Source organism: Bacillus sp. FSL R5-0523, from assembly GCF_037975295.1.
GTDB classification, from domain to species: Bacteria; Bacillota; Bacilli; order Bacillales; family Bacillaceae; genus Bacillus; species Bacillus subtilis.
This window is the reverse complement of record NZ_CP150251.1, coordinates 2,702,398-2,722,940: the sequence shown is the minus strand read 5'-3', so window position 1 is coordinate 2,722,940 and position 20,543 is coordinate 2,702,398. Positions and strand designations below refer to the sequence as shown.

The window sequence follows — 20,543 nt, the reverse complement described above, 5'->3', positions numbered from 1 at the left end:
GAGATTGAAATGGTAAAAGTATATTATAACGGTGATATCAAAGAGAACGTATTGGCTGGAAAAACAGTAGCGGTTATCGGGTACGGTTCGCAAGGCCACGCACATGCCCTGAACCTTAAAGAAAGCGGAGTAGACGTTATCGTCGGTGTTAGACAAGGAAAATCTTTCACTCAAGCCCAAGAAGACGGACATAAAGTATTTTCAGTAAAAGAAGCGGCAGCCCAAGCCGAAATCATCATGGTTCTGCTTCCGGATGAACAGCAGCAAAAAGTATACGAAGCTGAAATCAAAGATGAATTGACAGCAGGAAAATCATTAGTATTCGCTCATGGATTTAACGTGCATTTCCATCAAATTGTTCCTCCGGCGGATGTAGATGTATTCTTAGTTGCGCCTAAAGGACCGGGACACTTGGTCAGAAGAACATATGAGCAAGGAGCTGGCGTACCTGCATTGTTCGCAATCTATCAAGATGTGACTGGAGAAGCAAGAGACAAAGCCCTCGCTTATGCTAAAGGAATCGGCGGCGCAAGAGCGGGCGTATTAGAAACGACATTTAAAGAAGAAACAGAAACAGATTTGTTCGGTGAGCAAGCAGTTCTTTGCGGCGGATTAAGCGCGCTTGTCAAAGCCGGATTTGAAACATTAACTGAAGCAGGTTATCAGCCTGAACTTGCATACTTCGAGTGCCTTCATGAGCTGAAATTAATCGTAGACCTTATGTACGAAGAAGGACTTGCAGGAATGAGATATTCAATCTCTGATACAGCACAGTGGGGAGATTTCGTATCAGGTCCTCGCGTTGTGGACGCTAAAGTAAAAGAATCTATGAAAGAAGTATTAAAAGATATCCAAAACGGAACATTCGCAAAAGAGTGGATCGTCGAAAACCAAGTAAACCGTCCTCGTTTCAACGCTATCAATGCAAGCGAGAACGAACATCAAATCGAAGTAGTGGGAAGAAAGCTTCGTGAAATGATGCCGTTTGTGAAACAAAGCAAGAAGAAGGAAGCGGTGGTCTCCGTTGCGCAAAATTAATTTTTTCGATACGACGCTTCGTGATGGTGAACAGTCCCCTGGAGTGAACTTGAATACACAGGAGAAACTTGCCATAGCTAAGCAGCTCGAAAGACTCGGGGCAGATATCATTGAAGCGGGATTTCCCGCTTCGTCCCGAGGTGACTTTTTAGCTGTTCAGGAAATCGCAAGAACCATTAAAAATTGTTCAGTAACTGGTCTGGCCCGTTGTGTAAAAGGTGATATTGATGCTGCTTGGGAAGCGTTAAAGGATGGTGCTCAACCAAGAATTCATGTATTTATTGCGACATCGGACATTCATTTGAAGCACAAGCTGAAAATGACACGTGAGCAAGTCATTGAAAGAGCAGTTGGAATGGTGAAATACGCAAAAGAACGTTTTCCGATTGTGCAATGGTCAGCTGAAGATGCCTGCCGCACTGAACTGCCGTTTCTAGCAGAAATCGTCGAGAAAGTGATTGACGCAGGCGCCAGTGTTATCAATCTTCCGGACACTGTCGGCTACCTGGCCCCGGCGGAATACGGAAATATCTTTAAATATATGAAAGAAAACGTTCCGAACATTCACAAAGCAAAGCTTTCAGCCCACTGTCATGATGATTTGGGAATGGCAGTCGCAAACTCTCTTGCTGCGATTGAAAATGGCGCTGATCAAATCGAATGCGCTGTGAACGGGATCGGTGAAAGAGCCGGAAACGCGGCATTAGAGGAAATTGCCGTAGCCCTCCATACCAGAAAAGATTTCTACCAAGTCGAAACAGGCATTACACTGAACGAGATTAAGAGAACAAGTGATTTAGTAAGCAAACTGACAGGCATGGCTGTCCCGCGCAACAAAGCGGTTGTTGGAGATAATGCATTTGCTCATGAATCAGGCATCCATCAGGACGGCTTTTTAAAAGAAAAATCGACTTATGAAATTATTTCACCGGAGCTTGTCGGCGTAACCGCAGATGCGCTTGTCCTAGGTAAACATTCCGGACGCCACGCATTTAAAGACCGGCTGACTGCTTTAGGATTCCAATTTGACAGTGAAGAGATTAATAAATTCTTTACGATGTTCAAAGAGTTGACTGAGAAGAAAAAAGAAATCACTGATGAGGATCTTGTTTCTCTTATTTTAGAAGAAAAAGTAACAGATCGCAAGATTGGGTATGAATTTCTTTCTCTGCAAGTACATTACGGAACAAGTCAGGTCCCTACGGCTACTCTTTCTTTGAAAAATCAAGAAAACGCAGAGCTTATTCAGGAAGCTGCAACTGGAGCTGGAAGCGTTGAAGCAATCTACAATACGCTTGAGCGCTGCATCGATAAGGACGTGGAGCTCTTAGACTACCGCACTCAGTCTAACAGAAAAGGCGAAGATGCGTTTGCCCAGGTGTATGTAAGAGTTTTGGTGAACGGAAAAGAATCAGCAGGGCGGGGCATAGCGCAAGACGTATTAGAAGCATCAGCGAAAGCCTATTTGAACGCAGTCAACCGTCAATTGGTTTTCCAGTCGAATATGAGCGGATTGAAAAACCACACAGCTGTCGGATCATAAAAGAAAGGAGAACGGTTAACTTGAAGAAACGTATTGCTCTATTGCCCGGAGACGGGATCGGCCCTGAAGTATTAGAATCAGCGACAGACGTACTGAAAAGTGTTGCCGAACGCTTTAACCATGAATTTGAATTTGAATATGGCCTGATTGGAGGGGCGGCTATTGATGAACATCATAACCCCCTCCCGGAGGAAACCGTTGCTGCTTGTAAAAATGCAGACGCGATATTGCTTGGCGCTGTCGGCGGACCGAAATGGGATCAAAATCCTTCGGAACTGAGACCGGAAAAAGGGCTGCTCAGCATCAGAAAACAGCTTGATTTGTTTGCGAATTTACGGCCTGTGAAGGTATTTGAAAGCCTTTCTGACGCTTCGCCTTTGAAAAAAGAATATATAGATAATGTTGATTTCGTTATCGTTCGTGAACTCACAGGCGGCTTGTATTTCGGCCAGCCGAGCAAACGCTATGTAAACACTGAAGGTGAGCAGGAAGCAGTAGATACACTGTTTTATAAGCGAACGGAAATTGAACGAGTGATCAGAGAGGGCTTCAAAATGGCGGCAGCCAGAAAAGGCAAAGTGACCTCTGTAGATAAAGCGAATGTTCTTGAATCAAGCCGGCTGTGGCGTGAAGTGGCTGAGGACGTTGCACAAGAGTTTCCTGATGTGAAGCTTGAGCACATGCTTGTGGATAACGCGGCCATGCAGCTAATCTATGCACCGAATCAATTTGATGTCGTTGTGACTGAAAATATGTTCGGTGATATTTTAAGCGATGAAGCGTCCATGCTTACAGGCTCGCTCGGAATGCTCCCGTCAGCCAGCCTATCAAGCTCTGGTCTTCATCTGTTTGAACCTGTTCATGGCTCCGCGCCTGATATTGCTGGTAAAGGGATGGCAAATCCGTTCGCAGCCATATTGTCAGCGGCAATGCTTTTGAGGACATCTTTCGGGCTTGAAGAGGAAGCGAAAGCTGTAGAAGATGCGGTAAACAAAGTCTTGGCTTCCGGAAAAAGAACAAGAGACTTGGCACGGGGTGAAGAGTTCAGCAGCACTCAGGCCATTACAGAGGAAGTTAAGGCAGCAATCATGAGTGAAAATACAATGTCTAATGTGTGACAGCTTACGTTAAGCGGTCTTAGCTCTAGGTAGAGGGAGGAAATAAAAGATGATGCCTCGAACAATCATCGAAAAGATTTGGGATCAGCATATTGTAAAACATGGTGAGGGAAAGCCGGATCTTCTCTATATTGATTTGCACCTCATTCATGAGGTGACGTCTCCTCAGGCATTTGAAGGCTTGAGACAAAAGGGAAGAAAGGTCAGAAGACCCCAAAACACATTTGCGACAATGGACCACAACATCCCGACTGTCAATCGTTTTGAGATAAAGGATGAAGTTGCGAAACGCCAGGTAACGGCGCTTGAAAGAAACTGTGAGGAATTTGGCGTGCGCCTTGCCGATCTTCACAGTGTGGATCAAGGGATTGTTCATGTCGTCGGCCCTGAACTGGGCTTAACGCTTCCAGGGAAAACGATTGTGTGCGGTGACAGTCATACATCAACACATGGCGCTTTCGGCGCTCTTGCATTTGGAATCGGGACGAGTGAAGTTGAACATGTCCTTTCCACACAGACACTTTGGCAGCAGCGTCCAAAAACACTTGAAGTGCGCGTAGATGGAACGCTGCAAAAAGGGGTAACGGCAAAGGATGTCATCCTTGCTGTCATCGGCAAATATGGTGTGAAATTCGGCACAGGCTACGTCATTGAATACACTGGGGAAGTATTCAGAAATATGACGATGGATGAACGAATGACTGTTTGTAACATGTCAATTGAAGCAGGAGCAAGAGCTGGTTTGATTGCACCTGACGAGGTGACGTTTGAATATTGCAAAAATCGCAAGTACACGCCAAAAGGCGAAGAATTTGACAAGGCCGTAGAGGAATGGAAGGCGCTGCGCACAGACCCGGGCGCTGTTTACGATAAATCTATCGTCCTTGACGGCAACAAAATTTCCCCTATGGTGACATGGGGCATTAACCCGGGAATGGTTCTTCCTGTCGATTCTGAAGTTCCTGCGCCGGAAAGCTTTTCTGCAGAAGACGATAAAAAAGAAGCGATTCGCGCTTATGAATATATGGGATTGACTCCTCACCAAAAAATTGAAGACATTAAAGTGGAGCACGTATTTATCGGTTCCTGCACAAATTCCCGCATGACTGACCTTCGCCAGGCTGCTGACATGATCAAAGGGAAGAAGGTAGCTGACAGCGTAAGGGCCATCGTCGTGCCCGGATCCCAAAGCGTGAAGCTTCAGGCTGAAAAAGAAGGGCTTGACCAGATTTTCTTGGAAGCTGGATTTGAATGGAGAGAGTCAGGCTGCAGCATGTGTTTGAGTATGAATAATGATGTTGTTCCTGAGGGAGAGCGCTGTGCATCAACCTCTAACCGCAACTTCGAGGGCAGACAAGGAAAAGGTGCAAGAACACATCTCGTCAGCCCGGCAATGGCTGCGATGGCTGCCATTCACGGACACTTCGTTGATGTCAGAAAGTTTTATCAGGAAAAAACAGTTGTGTAAGGAGTGCGCGAGATGGAACCTTTGAAATCACATACGGGGAAAGCGGCCGTATTAAATCGGATCAATGTGGATACAGACCAGATTATTCCTAAGCAATTTTTGAAGAGGATTGAAAGAACAGGCTACGGGCGTTTTGCATTCTTTGACTGGAGATATGATGCGGATGGTGAACCGAACCCTGAATTTGAATTAAACCAGCCTGTTTATCAAGGAGCTTCCATTTTAATAGCGGGAGAAAACTTCGGCTGCGGGTCATCGCGTGAACACGCTCCGTGGGCACTTGATGATTATGGGTTTAAAATTATCATTGCACCGTCATTTGCTGATATTTTCCATCAGAACTGCTTTAAAAACGGCATGCTTCCGATCCGCATGCCATATGACAATTGGAAACAGCTTGTCGGCCAGTATGAAAACAAGTCATTGAAAATGACTGTTGACCTTGAAAATCAGCTGATTCATGACAGTGAAGGCAATCAAATTTCATTTGAAGTTGATCCGCATTGGAAAGAGATGCTGATCAACGGATATGATGAAATTTCATTAACGCTGCTGCTGGAAGATGAAATCAAGCAATTTGAATCACAAAGAAGCTCTTGGCTTCAAGACTGAAAAAGCGGCCGGTATTTGTCCGGCGGCTTTTTTTGCCTGGTGAAACCTTTCATTTCTTGTGTTTGTTCACAGGTGTTGATACACTTGAACAAAATAAATGCCTGAAAGGAATATAGGTATGACGCATGACAAGAAGAACGCAAAAATTATTCCTTTTCCTCATCTGAAAGACCGCCTTGTGGAAAAAGGGATGTCATCACTAAAGGAAAAAAAGTATCAAGAAGCGCTCGAACTGTTTTCAGAAGCGATGAAATATGATGATACTGAATCCGATCTTCACTTAGGGATGGCCATCTGCTTTTTAGAACTGGGCGAGCTGGAAGAGGCAAAAAGCGTGTGCGAGAAGATGCTCAAAGAAGGTTATGGCCATTATTTTACGGTTTTGCAGGTGTACATGACCATCTTAATTCAGCTCAAAAAATACGAGGAAGTCAAAAGCACCATTGAAGCCGTTTTGGAAGAAAATCAGCTGCCGGCAGAAAGCGCCGAGCAATTTTATAAGCTGCTGGATTTCAGCCGGAAAATGACCGATCCGGATCGTGAGGACGAGGCTTGGGCCGAAGAATATGAGGATACAATTGACACCGAGAAAGTGCTGGCAAGCCCTGAGGAGCAAATGAATCTCATTCATTCCTTAAAAGACCGTAACGTAGCAAAGTATACAGGATTGCTCAAAACAATTCTCCAAGACCCCTCAGCCCATCCGATTATCAAAACGATGATTGTCATGCTGTTGGCTGAGCATGAGTACAGTAAACCTGTGCACATTAGCAAATTTGGCGAGTCGTTGACTATTGAACCTTCTGAGATTGTCTCGCCTGATGCCGCCCCGATCCTGCACCGTGTTCTCAGGGTGCTGGATGAGACACTTGGAAATGAAAATCCAACCTTATATGCGGCAGTAGAAGAATTGTGGAGAAGACATTTATACGTTTTATATCCGTTCCAGCCGAAATTGCTGTCGGCTGACCTTTGGGCGGCTGCCCTGCATAAAGTCGGTTACGAGATGCACGGAATTGAAATTGAAAGAGAAGAACTTCATATGATGTATGAATTTACCGACAGAGAACTCGATGAAGCTTGTACAATGTTAAAAGATATTGAAGAAATTTCTTATTTGTAAATCGCGCCATATAGTTGAAAGCGCTATGTGTTATGTTATAATATAGTGGTTGTATTTGTGTATAACGGGTTATAAGAAATACGGTTGGACAGGCTTTGCAGTTCATTATTTACATCTATACATAATGATTCTGATCTTTGGCAGCTTTGTTTTTGTTGGACGAAGCCGAATGATTGCTTTAGAATGGAAGACCGACACAACCTGAATAGATTTTTGGAGGGAAACACATGTCTGTAAAATGGGAAAAACAAGAAGGCAACGAAGGCGTTTTAACGGTTGAAGTTGATGCTGAAACGTTTAAAACAGCACTTGATGATGCATTTAAAAAAGTAGTAAAACAAGTTTCAATTCCTGGATTCCGTAAAGGTAAAATTCCTCGCGGATTATTCGAACAGCGCTTTGGCGTAGAAGCTCTTTACCAAGATGCTTTGGATATTCTTCTTCCTGTAGAATACCCTAAAGCGGTTGAAGAAGCTGGAATCGAGCCTGTAGACCGTCCTGAAATCGATGTTGAAAAAATCGAAAAAGGCGAAAGCTTAATCTTCACTGCGAAAGTAACAGTAAAACCTGAAGTGAAGCTTGGCGAATACAAAGGCCTGGGCATTGAAAAAGACGACACAACTGTAACTGACGAAGATGTTCAAAACGAACTAAAAGCCCTTCAAGAGCGTCAAGCTGAGCTTGTTGTAAAAGAAGAAGGCGCCGTTGAAGAAGGAAACACAGTTGTTCTTGATTTCGAAGGATTCGTTGACGGCGAAGCTTTCGAAGGCGGAAAAGCTGAAAACTACTCTCTTGAAGTAGGATCTGGCTCATTCATCCCTGGCTTCGAAGATCAGTTAGTCGGCCTTGAAGCAGGCGCTGAAAAGGATGTTGAAGTGACATTCCCAGAAGAATACCACGCTGAAGAGCTTGCAGGCAAACCAGCTGTGTTTAAAGTGAAAATTCACGAAATCAAAGCGAAAGAGCTTCCTGAGCTTAACGATGAATTCGCAAAAGATATCGATGAAGAAGTGGAAACACTTGCTGAATTAACTGAAAAAACAAAGAAACGTCTGGAAGAAGCAAAAGAAAACGAAGCTGACGCTAAATTGCGTGAAGAGCTTGTTCTGAAAGCTTCTGAAAATGCTGAAATCGACGTTCCGCAAGCAATGGTCGACACTGAGCTTGACCGCATGCTGAAAGAATTCGAACAGCGTCTGCAAATGCAAGGCATGAACCTTGAGCTTTACACTCAATTCTCAGGTCAAGATGAAGCTGCGCTTAAAGAGCAAATGAAAGAAGATGCTGAAAAACGCGTAAAATCTAACCTGACTCTTGAGGCGATTGCGAAAGCGGAAAACCTTGAAGTATCAGATGAGGAAGTTGATGCTGAGCTTACTAAAATGGCTGAAGCATACAACATGCCTGTTGAAAATATTAAACAAGCCATCGGCTCTACTGACGCGATGAAAGAAGATTTAAAAGTTCGCAAAGCAATTGATTTTCTTGTAGAAAACCGTTAATATGGTGCATAATAATAGTACTAATAAAACAGGGCGCGAATCATTCGTGCCTTGTTTTGTACAATTATGAGTTATCTCTTTTTCTTGGGGCAATATAGTTAATGCAGGGCTGTTTTTTGTCATACATATAGAATGTGCAAGTCAGAAACACATTGTTACCGTCTTTTTGGAAAGTATGGTAAAATGCAATACATACTCGTTCGTTTCAAGAATCATTTTCTTTTGCTCTGCCGGTAAAAGAAAAAGTGAGACAAGATTAAGGGGTGAAAGAATGTTTAAATTTAACGAGGAAAAAGGACAATTAAAATGCTCGTTCTGTGGAAAAACACAAGATCAGGTTCGTAAGCTTGTAGCTGGACCTGGTGTATATATATGTGACGAATGTATCGAACTTTGCACTGAAATTGTAGAGGAAGAACTCGGAACAGAAGAAGAAGTAGAATTTAAAGACGTACCAAAGCCTCAGGAAATTCGTGAAATTTTGAATGAATATGTCATCGGCCAAGATCAAGCGAAGAAATCACTTGCTGTGGCTGTGTATAACCACTATAAGCGCATTAACTCTAACAGCAAAGTTGATGATGTTGAGCTTTCAAAAAGTAATATTTCATTAATCGGCCCTACGGGAAGCGGTAAAACCCTTCTGGCGCAAACATTGGCTCGCATTTTAAATGTGCCGTTTGCGATTGCAGACGCTACATCTTTGACTGAAGCTGGATACGTGGGTGAAGATGTAGAGAATATTCTCTTGAAGCTCATCCAAGCTGCTGATTATGATGTGGAAAAAGCCGAAAAAGGCATTATCTATATTGATGAAATCGATAAAGTGGCTAGAAAATCTGAAAACCCGTCTATCACACGTGATGTGTCAGGTGAGGGTGTACAGCAGGCATTGCTTAAAATTCTTGAGGGTACAGTGGCAAGCGTGCCGCCTCAAGGGGGACGTAAGCATCCTCATCAAGAATTCATTCAAATTGACACAACAAATATTTTGTTCATTTGCGGCGGAGCTTTCGATGGTATCGAACAAATCATCAAACGCCGTTTAGGCCAAAAAGTGATTGGATTCGGTGCCGACAATAAAGCTGCTGATCTTGAGAAAGAAGATCTTCTTTCAAAAGTGCTTCCTGAAGATTTGCTCCGTTTCGGGTTAATTCCTGAATTTATCGGACGTCTTCCGGTTATTGCAAGCCTTGAAAAGCTTGACGAAGAAGCATTGGTTGCGATCTTAACAAAACCGAAAAACGCTCTTGTTAAGCAATTCAAGAAAATGCTTGAGCTTGACAACGTTGAGCTTGAGTTTGAAGAAGAAGCGCTATCTGAAATTGCTAAAAAAGCAATTGAACGCAAGACTGGAGCACGCGGACTCCGTTCTATCATTGAAGGCATCATGCTTGATGTGATGTTTGAGCTGCCTTCTCGTGATGACATTGAAAAATGTGTAATTACCGGGGCGACTGTGACACACGGAGAGCCTCCTCGCCTCTTATTAAAAGACGGCACTGAGGTAAGCCAAGATAAAACATCTGCATAAAGATAAGTACAAACCTCCTGAGTGGTAACACTCAGGAGGTTTTTTTGCATGCAACTCTTCCGGAAAAACGTTTATTCCCGTCTTCTATGGGAGATACTAGCAATCAGAGGAATGAATTGGATATATAAATTGTTTTTCAGGAGGGACCACCATGAGTTGGACAGGGATCGCGTTATTTATTCAGCTGTTTTTTGGGATCATCATCGGTTTGTATTTTTGGAATTTGCTTAAAAATCAAAGGACACAAAAGGTCACAATAGATAAAGAATCAAAGAAGGAAATGGAGCAGCTTCGGAAAATGCGCGCTATCAGCTTGTCCGAGCCATTATCTGAGAAGGTCCGCCCCAAAAGCTTTCAAGATATCGTCGGACAGGAAGACGGCATTAAAGCATTAAAGGCTGCTTTATGCGGGCCAAATCCTCAGCATGTGATTGTCTATGGGCCACCGGGAGTTGGGAAAACGGCTGCTGCGCGGCTTGTGTTGGAAGAAGCAAAAAAACATAAACAATCACCGTTTAAAGAGCAGGCTGTCTTTGTGGAACTCGATGCGACAACAGCCCGTTTTGATGAAAGAGGAATTGCCGATCCGCTCATTGGCTCTGTCCATGACCCTATATACCAAGGGGCCGGAGCGATGGGACAGGCTGGGATTCCGCAGCCGAAGCAGGGAGCTGTCACCCATGCCCATGGCGGTGTGCTGTTTATTGATGAAATAGGGGAGCTGCATCCTATTCAAATGAATAAAATGCTGAAGGTGCTTGAGGATAGAAAAGTCTTTTTAGACAGTGCGTATTACAGTGAGGAAAATACACAAATTCCGAATCATATTCATGATATTTTTCAAAATGGGCTACCGGCTGATTTTCGCTTGATTGGCGCGACCACGAGAATGCCAAACGAAATTCCGCCAGCTATCAGGTCCCGCTGTTTGGAGGTTTTTTTCCGCGAGCTTGAAAAGGATGAGCTGAAAACGGTTGCTAAAACAGCAGCTGATAAAATTGAAAAAAATATCTCCGAAGAAGGCCTAGATCTTTTGACCAGCTACACGCGGAACGGACGGGAAGCTGTCAATATGATTCAAATCGCAGCGGGGATGGCTGTTACGGAGAATCGGAAAGACATTACCATTGAGGATATTGAATGGGTCATCCACTCTAGTCAGCTCACACCGAAGCATGAGCAAAAAATCGGTGTTGAACCGCAGGTCGGCATTGTAAATGGACTTGCAGTCTATGGGCCTAACAGCGGGTCGCTTCTGGAAATCGAAGTAAGTGTAACCGCGGCTCAAGATAAAGGATCAATTAATATCACAGGAATAGCTGAAGAAGAAAGCATCGGCAGCCAATCAAAATCAATCAGACGAAAAAGCATGGCGAAGGGTTCGGTTGAAAATGTATTAACCGTGCTCCGGACAATGGGAATGAAGCCGTCTGATTACGATATTCACATCAATTTCCCTGGAGGGGTTCCGATTGATGGGCCGTCAGCGGGCATCGCGATGGCGGCGGGGATTTTCTCGGCGATACACAAAATTCCTATTGACAATACCGTTGCGATGACGGGCGAAATCAGCCTGAACGGTCTTGTGAAACCCATCGGAGGCGTCATTCCGAAAATAAAAGCGGCCAAGCAGTCCGGTGCGAAAAAGGTGATTATCCCATATGAAAATCAGCAGGCCATCTTAAAGCAGATTGACGGGATCGAGATTATTGCAGTGAAGACGTTCCAGGAAGTGCTTGATGAAATTTTAGTGAATCCGCCAACGGAACAAAAACCGTTTCATATTGAAATCAATAAAGAATCCGTTTAAACCCTATTTTGATAATAGGGTTTTTTTCATGAAGGACATCTTTTCCTTTTTCATATCAGAAAGAAAGGGTATACTACGAGGAGACTGTTTTATAGAAAATGGAACCATGCCGTTTATTGTACAAGGATGAAAAAGTTGTATTATAATGGTTCATACTAAAGTCACGGAGGTGTCAGTCACATGGCAGAAGAATTAAAACGCAGCATCCCGCTCCTCCCTTTAAGAGGTTTATTAGTGTACCCGACGATGGTTTTGCATTTAGATGTAGGACGTGACAAGTCGGTTCAGGCTCTTGAACAGGCAATGATGCATGATCATATGATATTTTTAGCCACTCAGCAGGATATTTCGATAGACGAACCTGGTGAAGACGAGATTTTCACTGTCGGCACCTATACAAAAATTAAGCAAATGCTGAAGCTTCCGAACGGTACGATTCGTGTGTTGGTGGAGGGCCTCAAGCGCGCCCATATCGTCAAATACAATGAACACGAGGATTACACGTCGGTCGACATTCAACTTATTCATGAAGATGATTCAAAAGATACAGAAGACGAAGCATTGATGCGGACTTTGCTAGACCACTTTGATCAGTACATAAAAATTTCTAAAAAAATCTCGGCCGAAACGTACGCCGCGGTTACTGATATCGAAGAGCCGGGGAGAATGGCAGACATCGTTGCTTCTCATCTGCCCCTTAAACTAAAGGATAAGCAGGATATTTTAGAAACGGCTGATGTCAAAGACAGGCTGAACAAGGTCATTGATTTTATTAATAATGAAAAAGAAGTGCTGGAGATTGAGAAAAAAATCGGCCAGCGCGTCAAACGTTCGATGGAGCGTACGCAGAAGGAATACTACTTACGAGAACAAATGAAGGCGATCCAAAAAGAGCTTGGCGATAAAGAAGGCAAAACTGGCGAAGTTCAGACGCTGACGGAAAAAATCGAAGAAGCAGGCATGCCTGATCATGTGAAGGAAACAGCGCTTAAAGAATTGAACAGATATGAAAAAATTCCGTCAAGTTCTGCGGAAAGCTCCGTGATCCGCAACTATATCGACTGGCTGGTTGCTCTTCCGTGGACGGATGAAACAGATGATAAGCTTGATTTGAAAGAAGCAGGACGTCTCTTGGACGAAGAGCACCACGGGCTTGAAAAAGTAAAAGAACGTATTTTAGAATATTTGGCTGTCCAAAAGCTGACAAAATCCCTGAAAGGCCCGATTCTCTGTTTGGCAGGACCTCCAGGTGTCGGGAAAACGTCTTTAGCCAAATCAATTGCAAAAAGCTTGGGACGCAAATTCGTCAGAATCTCACTCGGAGGAGTTCGGGACGAATCAGAGATACGCGGACACAGACGGACCTATGTCGGAGCAATGCCTGGACGTATTATTCAAGGGATGAAAAAAGCGGGCAAGCTGAATCCGGTCTTCTTATTAGACGAAATTGACAAAATGTCATCTGATTTTAGAGGAGACCCGTCATCCGCTATGCTTGAAGTGCTTGACCCAGAGCAAAACAGCAGCTTCAGTGATCACTATATTGAAGAAACCTTTGATTTATCCAAAGTGCTGTTTATCGCAACGGCGAACAATTTGGCCACAATCCCGGGCCCGCTCAGAGACAGAATGGAAATTATTAATATCGCAGGCTACACAGAAATAGAAAAACTTGAAATCGTAAAGGATCACTTGCTTCCAAAGCAAATCAAAGAACACGGGCTGAAGAAAAGCAACCTGCAGCTGCGTGATCAGGCGATTCTTGATATTATCCGCTACTATACGAGAGAAGCTGGTGTGAGAAGCCTTGAACGCCAGCTTGCCGCGATTTGCCGTAAAGCTGCAAAAGCCATTGTTGCTGAAGAGCGAAAACGGATTACGGTTACTGAGAAGAACCTTCAAGACTTTATCGGAAAACGTATTTTCAGATATGGACAAGCTGAAACAGAGGATCAGGTTGGTGTAGTGACAGGGCTTGCTTATACAACCGTTGGCGGAGATACGCTGTCGATTGAAGTATCGCTTTCTCCGGGGAAAGGGAAATTAATCCTGACAGGAAAGCTCGGAGATGTTATGAGAGAGTCTGCTCAGGCTGCATTCAGCTATGTGCGATCCAAAACAGAAGAACTTGGCATTGAACCTGACTTTCATGAGAAGTATGATATTCATATACATGTACCAGAGGGTGCGGTGCCAAAAGATGGTCCGTCAGCCGGTATTACGATGGCAACAGCGCTTGTTTCTGCTTTAACGGGACGGGCAGTTTCGCGTGAAGTTGGCATGACTGGGGAAATCACGCTTCGCGGGCGCGTGCTGCCGATCGGCGGCTTAAAGGAAAAAGCGCTTGGCGCACATAGAGCGGGATTAACGACCATTATTGCGCCTAAAGATAATGAAAAAGATATAGAGGATATTCCGGAAAGCGTCAGGGAGGGGCTGACATTTATATTGGCGTCCCACTTAGACGAGGTTTTGGAACATGCCTTAGTAGGAGAGAAGAAATGAAAGTCACAAAGTCAGAAATCGTGATCAGTGCAGTAAAACCGGAACAGTACCCTGAAGGGGGGCTTCCGGAAATCGCATTGGCCGGAAGATCGAACGTAGGAAAATCGTCTTTTATCAATTCATTAATCAATCGCAAAAATCTTGCGAGAACGTCATCAAAGCCGGGAAAAACACAAACGCTTAATTTCTACATTATCAATGATGAGTTGCATTTTGTGGATGTGCCGGGCTACGGTTTTGCCAAAGTGTCAAAGTCTGAGCGTGAAGCATGGGGCAGAATGATTGAAACCTATATCACGACACGCGAGGAATTAAAAGCTGTGGTGCAGATCGTTGATTTGCGGCATGCGCCATCTAATGATGATGTACAGATGTATGAATTTTTAAAGTATTACGGCATTCCTGTTATTGTTATCGCTACAAAGGCGGATAAGATCCCGAAAGGCAAATGGGACAAACACGCGAAGGTTGTCCGACAAACATTAAATATTGATCCGGAAGACGAGCTGATTCTCTTTTCTTCAGAAACGAAAAAGGGAAAAGACGAAGCTTGGGGAGCGATCAAAAAAATGATAAACCGGTAGAGGATCCTCTACCGGTTTTATTTATCGTATAGATTTTTTTCGTTTTATCAATAATAACAATAAACTGATTCCAATAAAGACAAACGGCCAATACTCCTTCAGAAGCGCTGTTGGAATATGCGCAGACTCAAGCCATGCCATAATTTGTTTGAAAAAGTACAAAAACAGGGAAAAACAAATCATCGACACAGCTTCATATACATATTCTTTTTTTTGAACGGCTGAAACGAGAAGTGAGAAGCCGATCATAAAGAGGAGCATTTCAAAATCATCCGGCCACCATACCCATTTCGGCTTGGCAAAAAAGTGTAAACCGATCCCGAAGAGAAGCAAACCGATAAAAAAATGGGGTGTAACGGCTTCTTTTTTTCCTTGATATACAAAGGCTGCGCCTAACAGCATGAGGAGAACAGGCCATTGATCCTGCCCTGAAAACAGTTCGGCTTGGCCGCTTTCAAGCCATGCATATACTGAAGCGGCAAGCAGCAGACAAGGGAATAAAATTGATTTTTGTTTCATGATATCACCTTCTTGTTTTTTAGAGCTGATGTGTAGTAAATTTCTGCTGTTTTTGGTATTGTCAATAGGAATGCTTCTTTTCCCTGAAGCTTTTTCTAATATAGCATAAGAATTTTAAAATCTGTTCACATTTTGTGAAAGAAACTATGTTATAATTATTATAAATAATGAGTTCTATGTTAGAATGATTATAAATTAAGATTGGGTGTTGGGGGTGTAATTAGAGCGATGCATATACTTGTTGTGGGAGTAGATTATAAATCCGCCCCTATTGAGATACGTGAAAAAGTAAGTTTTCAGCCGAATGAGCTGGCAGAAGCAATGGTGCAGCTGAAAGAAGAGAAAAGCATTCTTGAAAACATCATTGTCTCAACCTGCAACCGCACTGAAATTTATGCGGTAGTCGATCAGCTCCATACCGGCCGTTATTATATAAAAAAGTTTTTAGCTGATTGGTTTCAATTAAGCAAAGAAGAGCTGTCACCGTTCTTAACGTTTTATGAGAGCGATGCCGCTGTTGAGCATTTATTCCGTGTAGCCTGCGGACTTGACTCTATGGTGATTGGCGAAACGCAGATTCTCGGACAGGTACGCGACAGCTTTAAAACAGCTCAGCAAGAAAAAACGATCGGGACTATTTTTAATGAGCTGTTTAAGCAGGCGGTTACAGTGGGCAAACGAACTCACGCAGAAACAGACATTGGCTCAAATGCGGTGTCAGTAAGCTATGCTGCAGTTGAACTTGCCAAAAAAATCTTCGGAAATCTTTCAAGCAAGCACATATTGATTCTCGGTGCGGGAAAAATGGGCGAGCTTGCTGCGGAAAACCTGCACGGACAGGGAATCGGCAAGGTCACTGTCATTAACCGAACATACTTGAAAGCGAAGGAGCTTGCAGACCGTTTCTCAGGTGAAGCGAGAAGCTTGAATCAGCTTGAAAGCGCGCTTGCGGAGGCTGATATTTTAATCAGTTCAACCGGTGCAAGTGAATTTGTCGTGTCCAAAGAGATGATGGAAAACGCGAATAAGCTTCGCAAGGGACGCCCGCTGTTTATGGTCGACATTGCCGTGCCTAGAGATCTTGATCCGGCGCTGAATGATCTTGAAGGTGTTTTTCTTTATGATATCGACGATCTGGAAGGCATTGTAGAAGCGAACATGAAAGAGCGGAGAGAAACAGCTGAAAAAGTTGAACTGTTAATTGAAGAAACCATTGTGGAATTTAAACAATGGATGAATACACTTGGTGTTGTGCCTGTTATTTCTGCATTGCGCGAAAAGGCGCTTGCCATCCAGTCAGAAACGATGGACAGCATTGAGCGTAAGCTGCCTCACTTAAGCACAAGAGAGAAAAAACTGTTGAACAAACACACCAAAAGTATTATTAACCAAATGCTTCGTGATCCGATTTTAAAGGTGAAAGAGCTTGCGGCAGATGCTGATTCTGAAGAAAAGCTCGCGTTGTTTATGCAGATCTTTGATATTGAAGAAGCTGCGGGCCGTCAAATGATGAAAACCGTTGAAAGCAGCCAGAAGGTCCACTCTTTTAAAAAGGCTGAATCAAAAGCGGGCTTTAGCCCACTTGTAAGTGAGTGAAAGCTGAATGATTGATACTGCAATGGCAAGACTTAATGAGGGGACAATCGTCATTTACGCGTTAAGTGTACTCTTTTATTTTATAGATTTTCTTCAACACAACCGGAAGGCTGGAAAAATGGCCTTCTGGTTGCTTTCTATTGTCTGGACTCTGCAAACCGTGTATTTGGCCTATTTTATGTGGGTGACGGGGCGGTTTCCGGTATTAAATGTGACGGAGGCGCTTTATTTTTATGCCTGGGTGCTTGTCACGCTGTCACTTGTACTGACAAAGCTTTTACGTGTTGACTTTATCGTGTTTTTTACAAATGTTATAGGATTTTCTATGATCGCCATTCACACATTTTCACCGACAGAGCAGCAGTCAGCCGCTTTTTCCGGGCAGCTTGTATCCGAGCTTTTGGTGATTCATATTACAATGGCGATTCTTTCATACGGCGCTTTTTCCCTTTCTTTCGTTTTTTCTGTGCTATATATGTTTCAATATCATCTGCTGAAAAAGAAAAAGTGGGGAAAATGGCTGTTGAGAATAGAAGATTTATCTAAGCTTGATTATATGGCGTATGTTTTAAATGTCATTGGGGTTCCGATGCTGCTGCTGAGTTTGATTCTCGGCGTCATATGGGCATATGTCTCACTAGAAACGCTGTATTGGTTTGACGCCAAAGTGCTTGGTTCGTTTGTCGTCCTGCTGCTGTACAGCTATTATCTTTATATTAGGCTGATTAAAGAGCTGCAAGGAAAGGTCGCTGCACTGTGGAATACGGCTTGTTTTCTGGTGCTGATGATCAATTATTTCCTGCTTGGAAGCCTGTCGCAATTCCATTGGTTCAGTTAAACGATGTCCCAAGCAGATTCGGGAGGAAAGAAATGATGAGAACGATTAAAGTAGGTTCCAGACGAAGCAAACTCGCTATGACTCAAACAAAATGGGTTATTCAAAAACTGAAGGAAATCAATCCTTCGTTTGCTTTTGAAATTAAAGAGATCGTGACAAAGGGCGACCGAATTGTCGATGTTACACTCTCAAAAGTAGGTGGAAAAGGGCTGTTTGTCAAAGAAATTGAACAGGCGCTTTTAAACGAAGAGATTGATATGGCAGTGCACAGCATGAAGGACATGCCTGCTGTTTTGCCTGAAGGCCTTGTGATCGGCTGTATTCCTGAACGGGAGGACCCGCGTGATGCCCTTATTTCAAAGAATCGCGTAAAGCTTTCAGAAATGAAGGAAGGTGCTGTCATTGGCACAAGCAGTTTAAGAAGAAGCGCGCAGCTTTTGATTGAGCGCCCTGACCTTACAATTAAATGGATTAGAGGTAATATAGATACAAGACTTCAAAAGCTGGAAACAGAGGATTATGACGCGATTATTTTAGCAGCTGCCGGCCTTTCTAGAATGGGGTGGAAGCAAGATATCGTAACCGAATTCCTTGAGCCTGAGCGCTGTTTGCCTGCTGTGGGGCAGGGAGCACTGGCGATTGAGTGCCGAGAATCGGATGAAGAGCTGTTGGCGTTGTTTTCTCAGTTTACAGATGAATATACAAAACGGACTGTCTTAGCGGAACGTGCTTTTTTAAACGCGATGGAGGGCGGCTGCCAGGTTCCGATCGCGGGCTACTCCGTGTTAAATGGACAGGATGAAATTGAAATGACAGGTCTTGTCGCTTCACCTGACGGCAAAATCATTTTTAAAGAAACCGTCACCGGAAACGATCCGGAGGAAGTAGGAAAGCGCTGTGCCGCTCTTATGGCTGACAAAGGAGCAAAAGATTTAATTGATCGTGTAAAACGGGAGCTTGATGAGGATGGAAAATGATTTTCCGTTGAAAGGAAAAACAGTGCTTGTCACCCGGAATAAGGCACAGGCAACATCATTTCAGCAAAAAGTGGAGGCGCTTGGCGGTAAAGCGGTTTTAACCTCTTTGATTACGTTTCGCCGCGCTTTGCCGAATGATGTTGCGGAACAGGTAAGAGAGGATCTTGCCGCGCCAGGCTGGCTTGTTTTTACAAGTGTGAACGGGGCAGACTTCTTTTTTTCTTATCTGAAGGAAAATCAGCTTATTCTCCCTGCGCATAAAAAAATTGCAGCCGTCGGTGAAAAAACCGCCCGCCGTTTAAAAACGCATAACGTATCGGTTGATGTGATGCCACAGGAGTATATTGCTGAACAATTGGCTGACGCTCTTAAGCAGCATGCTGAACCGGGGGAGCCCATTACCGTGATGAAAGGGAATTTGTCACGTGATGTGATAAAACAAGAGCTTGTCCCGCTCGGTTTTGAAGTAAAGGAATGGATTCTCTACGAAACGATTCCGGATGAAGAAGGCATTGAGGCACTGAAAGATGCTGCGGGTCAATATTCCTTTGACTATGTAACATTTACGAGTTCATCAACCGTACATACGTTTATGCATGTCTTGGGAGAAGAATTAAAAAAGTGGAAGGCGAATGGGACGGCTTGTATCAGCATTGGGCCTTTAACAAATGATGCCCTTCTGACGTACGGCATCACATCGCATACGCCTGATACATTTACAATAGATGGCATGCTTGAGTTAATGTGCAGCATGTCAAGAGAGGAAGAGAGAATATGAGTCAATCATTTAATAGACACCGCCGCCTGCGGACATCAAAATCAATGAGAGAAATGGTAAAGGAAACACGTTTGCATCCATCAGATTTTATTTATCCGATTTTTGTCGTTGAAGGGCTGGAAGGCAAAAAAGCTGTTCCATCAATGCCTGATGTTTACCATGTATCATTAGATTTATTGAAGGACGAAGTAGCGGAGCTGGTTAAACTGGGCATTCAATCTGTTATTGTATTCGGCATCCCGGAAGAAAAAGATGATTGCGGAACACAAGCGTACCATGATCACGGAATTGTCCAAAAAGCCATCACAGAAATTAAAGAACACTTCCCTGAAATGGTTGTTGTCGCTGACACGTGCCTGTGCGAATACACAGACCACGGCCATTGCGGACTTGTCAAAGACGGGGTCATCCTCAATGATGAATCGCTGGAGCTTTTGGCGCAGACAGCTGTCAGCCAAGCGAAAGCAGGTGCGGATATCATTGCGCCATCAAACATGATGGACGGATTTGTTACAGTGATCAGAGAAGCACTTGATAAAGAAGGATTCGTCAATATTCCAATCATGTCTTACGCTGTGAAATATTCTAGCGAGTTTTACGGTCCGTTCCGTGATGCAGCAAACAGCACACCGCAATTCGGAGACCGCAAAACATATCAGATGGACCCTGCCAACCGTATGGAGGCACTCCGCGAAGCACAATCAGATGTCGAGGAAGGCGCGGACTTTTTGATTGTCAAACCTTCGCTTTCTTATATGGATATCATGCGTGACGTAAAAAATGAGTTTACTTTGCCGCTCGTCGCTTATAATGTAAGCGGAGAGTATTCAATGGTGAAGGCTGCAGCGCAGAACGGCTGGATCAAAGAAAAAGAAATTGTGTTGGAAATTTTGACAAGCATGAAGCGCGCGGGTGCTGACCTGATTATTACGTATCATGCGAAAGACGCAGCGAAATGGCTTGCGGAGTAATTTTATTCAGTTGACAGGAGTTGAGGC

The 20,543-nt window shown here is 43.8% G+C and carries 17 protein-coding genes; 16 read left to right on the top strand and 1 reads right to left on the bottom strand.

What is annotated here, in order from left to right; all coding sequences use genetic code 11:
- Positions 1–9 precede the first annotated feature (9 nt).
- The 11 genes from ilvC (at position 10) to yihA (ending at position 14,837) form a co-directional block, all read left to right on the top strand.
- On the top strand, positions 10–1,038 hold the full coding sequence (gene ilvC / locus NYE53_RS14010; RefSeq protein ID WP_339245222.1) for a ketol-acid reductoisomerase: 1,029 nt from the start codon (positions 10–12) through the stop codon (positions 1,036–1,038).
- Positions 1,025–2,581: a 2-isopropylmalate synthase gene (locus NYE53_RS14005; RefSeq protein ID WP_339245219.1), complete on the top strand. Its 1,557-nt coding sequence runs from the start codon at positions 1,025–1,027 to the stop codon at positions 2,579–2,581. The genes ilvC and NYE53_RS14005 overlap by 14 nt, the downstream gene beginning before the upstream one ends.
- Before the next feature lie 20 nt (positions 2,582–2,601).
- Complete coding sequence (leuB, locus tag NYE53_RS14000; protein WP_072175585.1) at positions 2,602–3,699, top strand: 3-isopropylmalate dehydrogenase; 1,098 nt, start codon at positions 2,602–2,604, stop codon at positions 3,697–3,699.
- Between the two features lie 49 nt (positions 3,700–3,748).
- Positions 3,749–5,167: a 3-isopropylmalate dehydratase large subunit gene (gene leuC, locus NYE53_RS13995; protein ID WP_003229604.1), complete on the top strand. Its 1,419-nt coding sequence runs from the start codon at positions 3,749–3,751 to the stop codon at positions 5,165–5,167.
- 12 nt (positions 5,168–5,179) lie between these two features.
- The gene (leuD, locus tag NYE53_RS13990; RefSeq protein ID WP_327828134.1) at positions 5,180–5,779 is read left to right on the top strand and encodes a 3-isopropylmalate dehydratase small subunit; all 600 of its coding nucleotides are present in this window, start codon (positions 5,180–5,182) and stop codon (positions 5,777–5,779) included.
- A 118-nt stretch (positions 5,780–5,897) separates the two neighbouring features.
- Entirely contained in the window at positions 5,898–6,902 is a 1,005-nt protein-coding gene (ddcA, locus tag NYE53_RS13985; protein WP_327840580.1) for a DNA damage checkpoint antagonist DdcA, read from the top strand.
- A gap of 227 nt (positions 6,903–7,129) precedes the next feature.
- A complete protein-coding gene (gene tig / locus NYE53_RS13980) occupies positions 7,130–8,404 on the top strand; it encodes a trigger factor (protein WP_015384284.1) in 1,275 nt (424 codons plus the stop codon).
- Between the two features lie 271 nt (positions 8,405–8,675).
- Entirely contained in the window at positions 8,676–9,938 is a 1,263-nt protein-coding gene (gene clpX / locus NYE53_RS13975) for an ATP-dependent protease ATP-binding subunit ClpX (protein WP_003229613.1), read from the top strand.
- A 151-nt stretch (positions 9,939–10,089) separates the two neighbouring features.
- On the top strand, positions 10,090–11,748 hold the full coding sequence (gene lonB / locus NYE53_RS13970; RefSeq protein WP_251187576.1) for an ATP-dependent protease LonB: 1,659 nt from the start codon (positions 10,090–10,092) through the stop codon (positions 11,746–11,748).
- Between the two features lie 180 nt (positions 11,749–11,928).
- Positions 11,929–14,253 (top strand): endopeptidase La, encoded by a 2,325-nt coding sequence (lon, locus tag NYE53_RS13965; protein WP_003229618.1) that lies wholly within the window; start codon positions 11,929–11,931, stop codon positions 14,251–14,253.
- Positions 14,250–14,837 (top strand): ribosome biogenesis GTP-binding protein YihA/YsxC, encoded by a 588-nt coding sequence (yihA, locus tag NYE53_RS13960; RefSeq protein ID WP_003229621.1) that lies wholly within the window; start codon positions 14,250–14,252, stop codon positions 14,835–14,837. Before lon ends, yihA begins: the two co-directional genes overlap by 4 nt.
- Positions 14,838–14,858: 21 nt before the next feature.
- On the opposite strand, the gene NYE53_RS13955 is transcribed toward yihA, so the two are convergent.
- Positions 14,859–15,356 (bottom strand): hypothetical protein, encoded by a 498-nt coding sequence (locus NYE53_RS13955; protein ID WP_014477563.1) that lies wholly within the window; start codon positions 15,354–15,356, stop codon positions 14,859–14,861.
- Positions 15,357–15,584: 228 nt separating this feature from the next.
- Between NYE53_RS13955 and hemA the strand changes: the two genes are divergently transcribed.
- Genes hemA through hemB form a run of 5 tightly spaced genes read left to right on the top strand, consistent with a single transcriptional unit; the run spans position 15,585 to position 20,516 of the window.
- Complete coding sequence (gene hemA / locus NYE53_RS13950; protein ID WP_004399038.1) at positions 15,585–16,952, top strand: glutamyl-tRNA reductase; 1,368 nt, start codon at positions 15,585–15,587, stop codon at positions 16,950–16,952.
- Positions 16,953–16,959: 7 nt separating this feature from the next.
- A complete protein-coding gene (locus NYE53_RS13945; protein WP_003222575.1) occupies positions 16,960–17,790 on the top strand; it encodes a cytochrome c biogenesis protein in 831 nt (276 codons plus the stop codon).
- A 32-nt stretch (positions 17,791–17,822) separates the two neighbouring features.
- Positions 17,823–18,767 (top strand): hydroxymethylbilane synthase, encoded by a 945-nt coding sequence (hemC, locus tag NYE53_RS13940; protein WP_339245209.1) that lies wholly within the window; start codon positions 17,823–17,825, stop codon positions 18,765–18,767.
- A complete protein-coding gene (gene hemD, locus NYE53_RS13935; RefSeq protein ID WP_339245207.1) occupies positions 18,757–19,545 on the top strand; it encodes a uroporphyrinogen-III synthase in 789 nt (262 codons plus the stop codon). Before hemC ends, hemD begins: the two co-directional genes overlap by 11 nt.
- Complete coding sequence (gene hemB / locus NYE53_RS13930) at positions 19,542–20,516, top strand: porphobilinogen synthase (RefSeq protein WP_339245205.1); 975 nt, start codon at positions 19,542–19,544, stop codon at positions 20,514–20,516. Before hemD ends, hemB begins: the two co-directional genes overlap by 4 nt.
- Positions 20,517–20,543 lie beyond the last annotated feature (27 nt).